7 protein-coding genes and 1 pseudogene are annotated in these 4,961 nt (G+C 62.6%); 4 read left to right on the forward strand and 4 right to left on the reverse strand.

Going from position 1 to position 4,961, the window contains the following annotated elements; genetic code table 11:
* The 3 genes from EPO09_RS20780 to EPO09_RS20790 all read left to right on the forward strand — a co-directional run.
* Positions 1 to 614: CocE/NonD family hydrolase C-terminal non-catalytic domain-containing protein (locus EPO09_RS20780; RefSeq protein ID WP_290646263.1), on the forward strand; the 614-nt coding region annotated here is incomplete at its 5' end.
* 157 nt (positions 615 to 771) lie between these two features.
* On the forward strand, positions 772 to 939 hold the full coding sequence (locus EPO09_RS20785) for an oxidoreductase-like domain-containing protein (RefSeq protein WP_290646275.1): 168 nt from the start codon (positions 772 to 774) through the stop codon (positions 937 to 939).
* Entirely contained in the window at positions 936 to 1,172 is a 237-nt protein-coding gene (locus EPO09_RS20790; protein ID WP_290646265.1) for a hypothetical protein, read from the forward strand. The genes EPO09_RS20785 and EPO09_RS20790 overlap by 4 nt, the downstream gene beginning before the upstream one ends.
* An 18-nt stretch (positions 1,173 to 1,190) precedes the next feature.
* Here the strand turns inward: EPO09_RS20790 and EPO09_RS20795 are convergent, their stop codons facing one another.
* Positions 1,191 to 1,556 carry a RidA family protein gene (locus EPO09_RS20795; RefSeq protein WP_290646267.1) on the reverse strand — a complete coding sequence of 122 codons (366 nt, stop codon included), beginning with the start codon at positions 1,554 to 1,556 and terminating at the stop codon, positions 1,191 to 1,193.
* A gap of 49 nt (positions 1,557 to 1,605) precedes the next feature.
* Between EPO09_RS20795 and EPO09_RS20800 the strand changes: the two genes are divergently transcribed.
* Complete coding sequence (locus tag EPO09_RS20800) at positions 1,606 to 1,818, forward strand: DUF3820 family protein (protein WP_290646269.1); 213 nt, start codon at positions 1,606 to 1,608, stop codon at positions 1,816 to 1,818.
* A gap of 12 nt (positions 1,819 to 1,830) precedes the next feature.
* On the opposite strand, the gene EPO09_RS20805 is transcribed toward EPO09_RS20800, so the two are convergent.
* The 3 genes and pseudogenes from EPO09_RS20805 to EPO09_RS20815 form a co-directional block, all read right to left on the reverse strand.
* Positions 1,831 to 3,024, reverse strand: coding sequence for an acyl-CoA dehydrogenase (locus tag EPO09_RS20805; protein ID WP_290646271.1), 1,194 nt, complete (start codon positions 3,022 to 3,024; stop codon positions 1,831 to 1,833).
* Positions 3,021 to 4,790 (reverse strand): long-chain fatty acid--CoA ligase, encoded by a 1,770-nt coding sequence (locus EPO09_RS20810; RefSeq protein ID WP_290646273.1) that lies wholly within the window; start codon positions 4,788 to 4,790, stop codon positions 3,021 to 3,023. Before EPO09_RS20810 ends, EPO09_RS20805 begins: the two co-directional genes overlap by 4 nt.
* A 5-nt stretch (positions 4,791 to 4,795) precedes the next feature.
* A pseudogene (locus tag EPO09_RS20815) lies at positions 4,796 to 4,961 on the reverse strand (pimeloyl-CoA dehydrogenase small subunit); the annotation flags it as partial.

Here is a 4,961-nt window from a genome sequence, read left to right on the forward strand (position 1 = left end):
TCACGATCAACGATGGCAGCGATTGCTCCAGCAGCTTCGTGCAATGGTCTCTGGGCATGGCGGGCTTGTTGCCCAAGGCTTGTTATTCGAACAGCGCCACCGTCGAGAAGTCTCAGAGCGCCTTGGTCTATCAGACACCTGCCTTGAGCAGCGACCTGTACATCAACGGCCCCATTCAGGCTGATATCTGGATGCTCACGACCAGGACCGAGGCGGCTGTGGCCGTGCGCGTGGACGATGTGGATGCATTTGGCATTGCCACGCCGATCACGACGGGGCTGATGTCAGCCAGTTTCCGTGCGGTGGACACCAGCCGCTCGCGCTACGTCAAGGGCGTGATGATCCAGCCTTGGCACCCACTTACCGAGGCGTCGAGGCTGCCTGTGGTGCCAGGCCAGCCCATGCTGGTTCCTGTGGAGGTGTTCCCGGCCGCTGCCGTGATCCGCAAGGGCCACAAGCTGCGCATCGCGATCAGTGCCAGCAACCAGGCTCAGGGTGTGTGGCCCACGCCGCAGCAGCAACAGGCCAATGGCAACATCAGCACCATCCTCAACAGCGCCAGCTATCCATCTAGCGTGGTCTTGCCGGTGGTGCCGACCAGTGCCTTGAACTGATCTGGCGCGTGGGATGAGCAAGCCCGCCGGCCTGGTGCCTGGCGGGCTTTTTATCTGGTGGAAGGGTTGTCGCGGGATGGCCATGTGCACCCTTCGCCGAGGTGCGAGAAAATAGCGGCCCATGAGCGCACTTTCTACCGATCCCGTGTCAGACCCGATGCCACAGCCCCCCGAGGCCCCCGACATCAACGATTGCTGCGGCAATGGCTGCGATCCCTGCATTTTTGATCGCCACGATATGGCGATGGATGCGTACCGGCAAGCCCTGCGGGCCTGGCATGCACGACAATCCAGCCCTGAACCCCAAGCTGGAGAACAAGCATGAAAACCTACGACATCGAAATCCAACGCCTGAAATCGGCTCGTCATAGCCACGGCTTGATCGAACTCGGGGTGGATGTGCTGGTGCAAAACCGCTCGCCGAAGGACGAGCAGGCCGTGATCAGCAGCCTGTCTCTGGCCGTGGACGATGCACGCACCTTGTTGATTCTGCTCAAGCAGCAGATCGCCGAGATCGACAAGCTCAATCCGCGCAGCCGCCGTTCGGGCCGCTGCTGATTCGGCCTTGGGGCATCGTCAGGCCAGCGCGGCGGTGACGATCACTTCAATCTTCCAATCCGGATTGACCAGGGGCGACTGGAAGGTGGCGCGCGGTGGCGCCGTCACGCCCTGGAACCATGCCTCCCACACCGTGTTCATCTCGGGCACCTCGCGGATGTCCTTGACGATGACTTGCGCCATCAGGATGCGGCCGCGGTGGCTGCCGGCTTCCTTGAGCAGGGCCTCGATCTGATCGAGCACCTGCTGCGTCTGGCCGGCCATGTCGGCACTGGTGTTCGTGGGCACCTGGCCCGCGAGGTACACGACCTGGCCGTGGATGGCCGCGTCAGAGTAGCGGGGCTCGGGGTTGAGGTAGCGGATGGGCGTTTCGCTCTGGGACATGTCAATCAGCGCTGTGGAATGTGTACGCATTAGAGCGTACCCTTTGCATATGAATCCAGAAGATCTGCAGAAGCTGGTCACCATGACCATGCCGTTTGGCAAGCACAAGGGCACGCTGCTGGCTGATTTGCCCGGCAACTACCTTGGCTGGTTTGCGCGCGAAGGCTTCCCGAAGGGCGAAATCGGGCGCCTGCTGGCGCTGATGCAGGAGATCGATCACAACGGGCTGAGCGGCCTGTTGAAACCCTTGCGCCAGCGCTAGCGGTTTGGTTTTTTAGAAGAAGGCCTGAATCCCCGTCTGCGCGCGGCCCAGGATCAAGGCATGCACATCATGCGTGCCCTCATACGTGTTGACCACTTCAAGGTTGACCAGGTGGCGGGCCACGCCGAATTCATCGCTGATGCCGTTGCCGCCCATCATGTCGCGCGCCAGACGGGCGATGTCCAGGGCCTTGCCGCAGTTGTTGCGCTTCATGATCGAGGTGATCTCGACGGCGGCCTTGCCCTCGTCCTTCAAGCGGCCCAGGCGCAGGCTGCCTTGCAGGCCCAAGGCGATCTCGGTCTGCATGTCGGCCAGCTTTTTCTGGATGAGCTGGTTGGCGGCCAGGGGGCGGCCGAACTGCTGGCGATCCAGTGTGTATTGACGGGCGCGGAACCAGCAGTCTTCCGCGGCACCCATCGCGCCCCATGAGATGCCATAGCGCGCCGAGTTCAGGCAGGTGAAGGGGCCCTTGAGGCCTCGCACTTCGGGGAAGGCGTTTTCTTCAGGCACGAACACGTCGTCCATCACGATCTCGCCGGTGATCGATGCACGCAGGCCCACCTTGCCGTGGATGGTCGGAGCACTCAGGCCCTTGAAGCCCTTCTCCAGTACGAAGCCGCGGATGTGGTTTTTGCCATCTTCATTGAGCTTGCCCCAGACCACAAACACATCGGCGATCGGCGAGTTGCTGATCCACATCTTGTTGCCGCGCAGGGTGTAGCCGCCGTCCACTTTGGTGGCGCGCGTGAGCATGCCGGCCGGGTCCGAGCCATGATTGGGTTCGGTCAGGCCGAAGCAGCCGATGAACTCGCCCGATGCCAGCTTGGGCAGGTACTTGCGCTTGGTGGCTTCATTGCCGAATTCGTTGATCGGCACCATGACGAGTGAGGACTGAACGCTCATCATCGAGCGGTAGCCCGAGTCCACTCGCTCCACTTCTCGGGCGATCAGGCCATAGCTCACGTAGTTGAGGCCGGCGCCGCCGTATTCAGCGGGGATGGTCGCGCCCAGCAGGCCCAGCTCACCCATCTCACGGAAGATGGCCGGATCGGTCTGCTCGTTGCGGAAGGCCTGGGTCACGCGGGGCAGCAGCTTGCCCTGCGCATAGCTGCGGGCGGCGTCCTTGATCATGCGCTCTTCCTGCGTGAGCTGGTCATCCAGCAGCAGCGGGTCGGCCCAGTTGAAGGTGGCTTGTGAAGCGCTCATGGCATCGTGTCCTTGTGTTTGTGCGGCGCCTTGTCGGTGGCGCGAGCGTGATTGTGTTCCTGATCCTGCAGTGTTCGCCACTGGATCTTGCCTGTGCCAGAGCGCGGCAGTTGCGCCACGAACTGCACGATACGTGGGGCCTTGTAGGCGGCCATGTGAGTGTGGGCCCAGTCGATGATGGTTTGCTCGGTGATCTGGCCTGGCAGCGCTTGCTGGTCGGGTTTGAGTACGACCACAGCCTTGACGGTTTCGCCGCGCTTCTCATCCGGCGCGGCGATCACGCAGACTTCCTGGATGGCGGGGTGGTGGTACATCAGCGCTTCGACTTCAGCTGGCCAGACTTTGAAGCCCGATGCGTTGATCATGCGCTTGAGGCGGTCCACCATGAAGAAGTAGCCGTGCTCGTCCACGCGGGCGAGGTCGCCTGTGCGCAGGAAGCGCTTGTCATCGCGCTCGATGAAGCTTTCTTCATCGGCCTGCGGGTTGCGCCAGTAGCCCTTCATCACCTGTGGCCCGCTGACGATGATCTCGCCCACCTCGTTGGGCGGCAGATCCTCGAAGGTGAGCGGGTCCACCACGCGCGCATCCACGTCAAAGATCGGGATGCCCAGGCATTGCTTCATGGGGCGATGAACCGGGTTCACATGCGTGGCCGCCATGGTCTCGGACATGCCATAGCCTTCGATGTAATCGAGGCCCGTCAGCGCCTTGAGTTTGGTGGCAATGGCCTCGGGCATGGCCGCACCGCCGCCGCCGATGCTATTGAGGCTGCGCAGATCGAACTCGTCGATGCGAGGGTGGTTGAGCATGTCCACGACCATGGTCGAGATCATCTGCGCGCCGGTGACCTTGTAGCGCGCGATGCATTGCAAGGCCACCTCGCGATCCCAGCGCGGCAAGAGCACGGCCGTGGCGCCCAGGTAGAGCGTGCCGTTCATGGCGTTCTGCATGCCCGTGACGTGAAAGAAGGGCAGCACGGCCAGTTGCACGGATTCGGGCTGGCTGCCTAGCCACACGCCGCGTGCCACCACGTTGTACATCACGCTGCGGTGCGTGTGCATGCAGCCTTTGGGATGGCTGGTGGTACCGGATGTGTAGGGCAGCACGGCGAGGTCATCAGGGCCTGCGCACATGGGGGCGGGTTGATGGCTTTGAGACAGGGCGTGCGACCAGGTCACGGCACCGGGCTCGTTCAAGGCCTGGCGCGGGGCGGTGACCACATCGGGAACACGCAGGTCGGTGGGCACTTCCAGGTAGTCGCTGTAGGTGGCCACGATGGCGTGCTGCAGGCCTTGTCCGCTGGCACGCCCAGCGTGCAGCAAGGGCTGAACCTGAGGGAACAGTTCTTGTGCGGCCAGGATCACCGAGGCCTGTGCGTCCTGCACGTAGTGCTGCAACTCCTCGCTGAGGTTCATGGGGTTGACGGGTACCACGACCGCATCGGCGCGCAGGATGGCGTAGTACGCCAGCACGAACTGCGGGCTGTTCTGCATGAAGAGCAGCACACGATCGCCACGCTTGACGCCACAGGCCTGTTGCAGATAGCCGGCCAGGCGCTCGGCCTCGTCCTTGAAGCGCGCGTAGCTGATCTGCGTGTCATAGAAGATCAGATAGGGCTTGTCGGGGAAGCGCTGCGCCGAGACCTCGACGTTGTGGAACAGGTGGGTCTCGGGCAGCGCCAGGTGATGAGGCAGCCCAGGTGGCCAGACTGCCCGATGAGGCGCACGATGTGGCCCCTGATGCGGTGCCGATTGAAGCTCAGACATGGGCTTTATTGTGCGGTCTGTGCGGCCTGGCCCAGCGCGATGAATCGAGCGAGATGGTGGTCTTCGTCGCCCAGTTGGTGGTCGATCATGATCAGCCGTTTGGCGTAGTGCGAGAAGGGTAGCTCCCAGGTCATGCCAATGCCGCCATGCAACTGGATGCATTCCTCAGAC

Origin of the sequence: Aquabacterium sp. (assembly GCF_004297345.1) — a bacterium.
Classification (GTDB): Bacteria; Pseudomonadota; Gammaproteobacteria; order Burkholderiales; family Burkholderiaceae_C; genus Aquabacterium.

Coding starts and splice junctions, on each gene's coding strand:
- EPO09_RS20805 (WP_290646271.1), bottom strand. CDS start 3,024: ATGAGCGCTTCACAAGCCACCTTCAACTGGGCCGACCCGCTGCTGCTG.
- EPO09_RS20810 (WP_290646273.1), bottom strand. CDS start 4,790: ATGTCTGAGCTTCAATCGGCACCGCATCAGGGGCCACATCGTGCGCCT.
- EPO09_RS20790 (WP_290646265.1), top strand. CDS start 936: ATGAAAACCTACGACATCGAAATCCAACGCCTGAAATCGGCTCGTCAT.
- EPO09_RS20785 (WP_290646275.1), top strand. CDS start 772: ATGCCACAGCCCCCCGAGGCCCCCGACATCAACGATTGCTGCGGCAAT.
- EPO09_RS20800 (WP_290646269.1), top strand. CDS start 1,606: ATGAATCCAGAAGATCTGCAGAAGCTGGTCACCATGACCATGCCGTTT.
- EPO09_RS20795 (WP_290646267.1), bottom strand. CDS start 1,556: ATGTCCCAGAGCGAAACGCCCATCCGCTACCTCAACCCCGAGCCCCGC.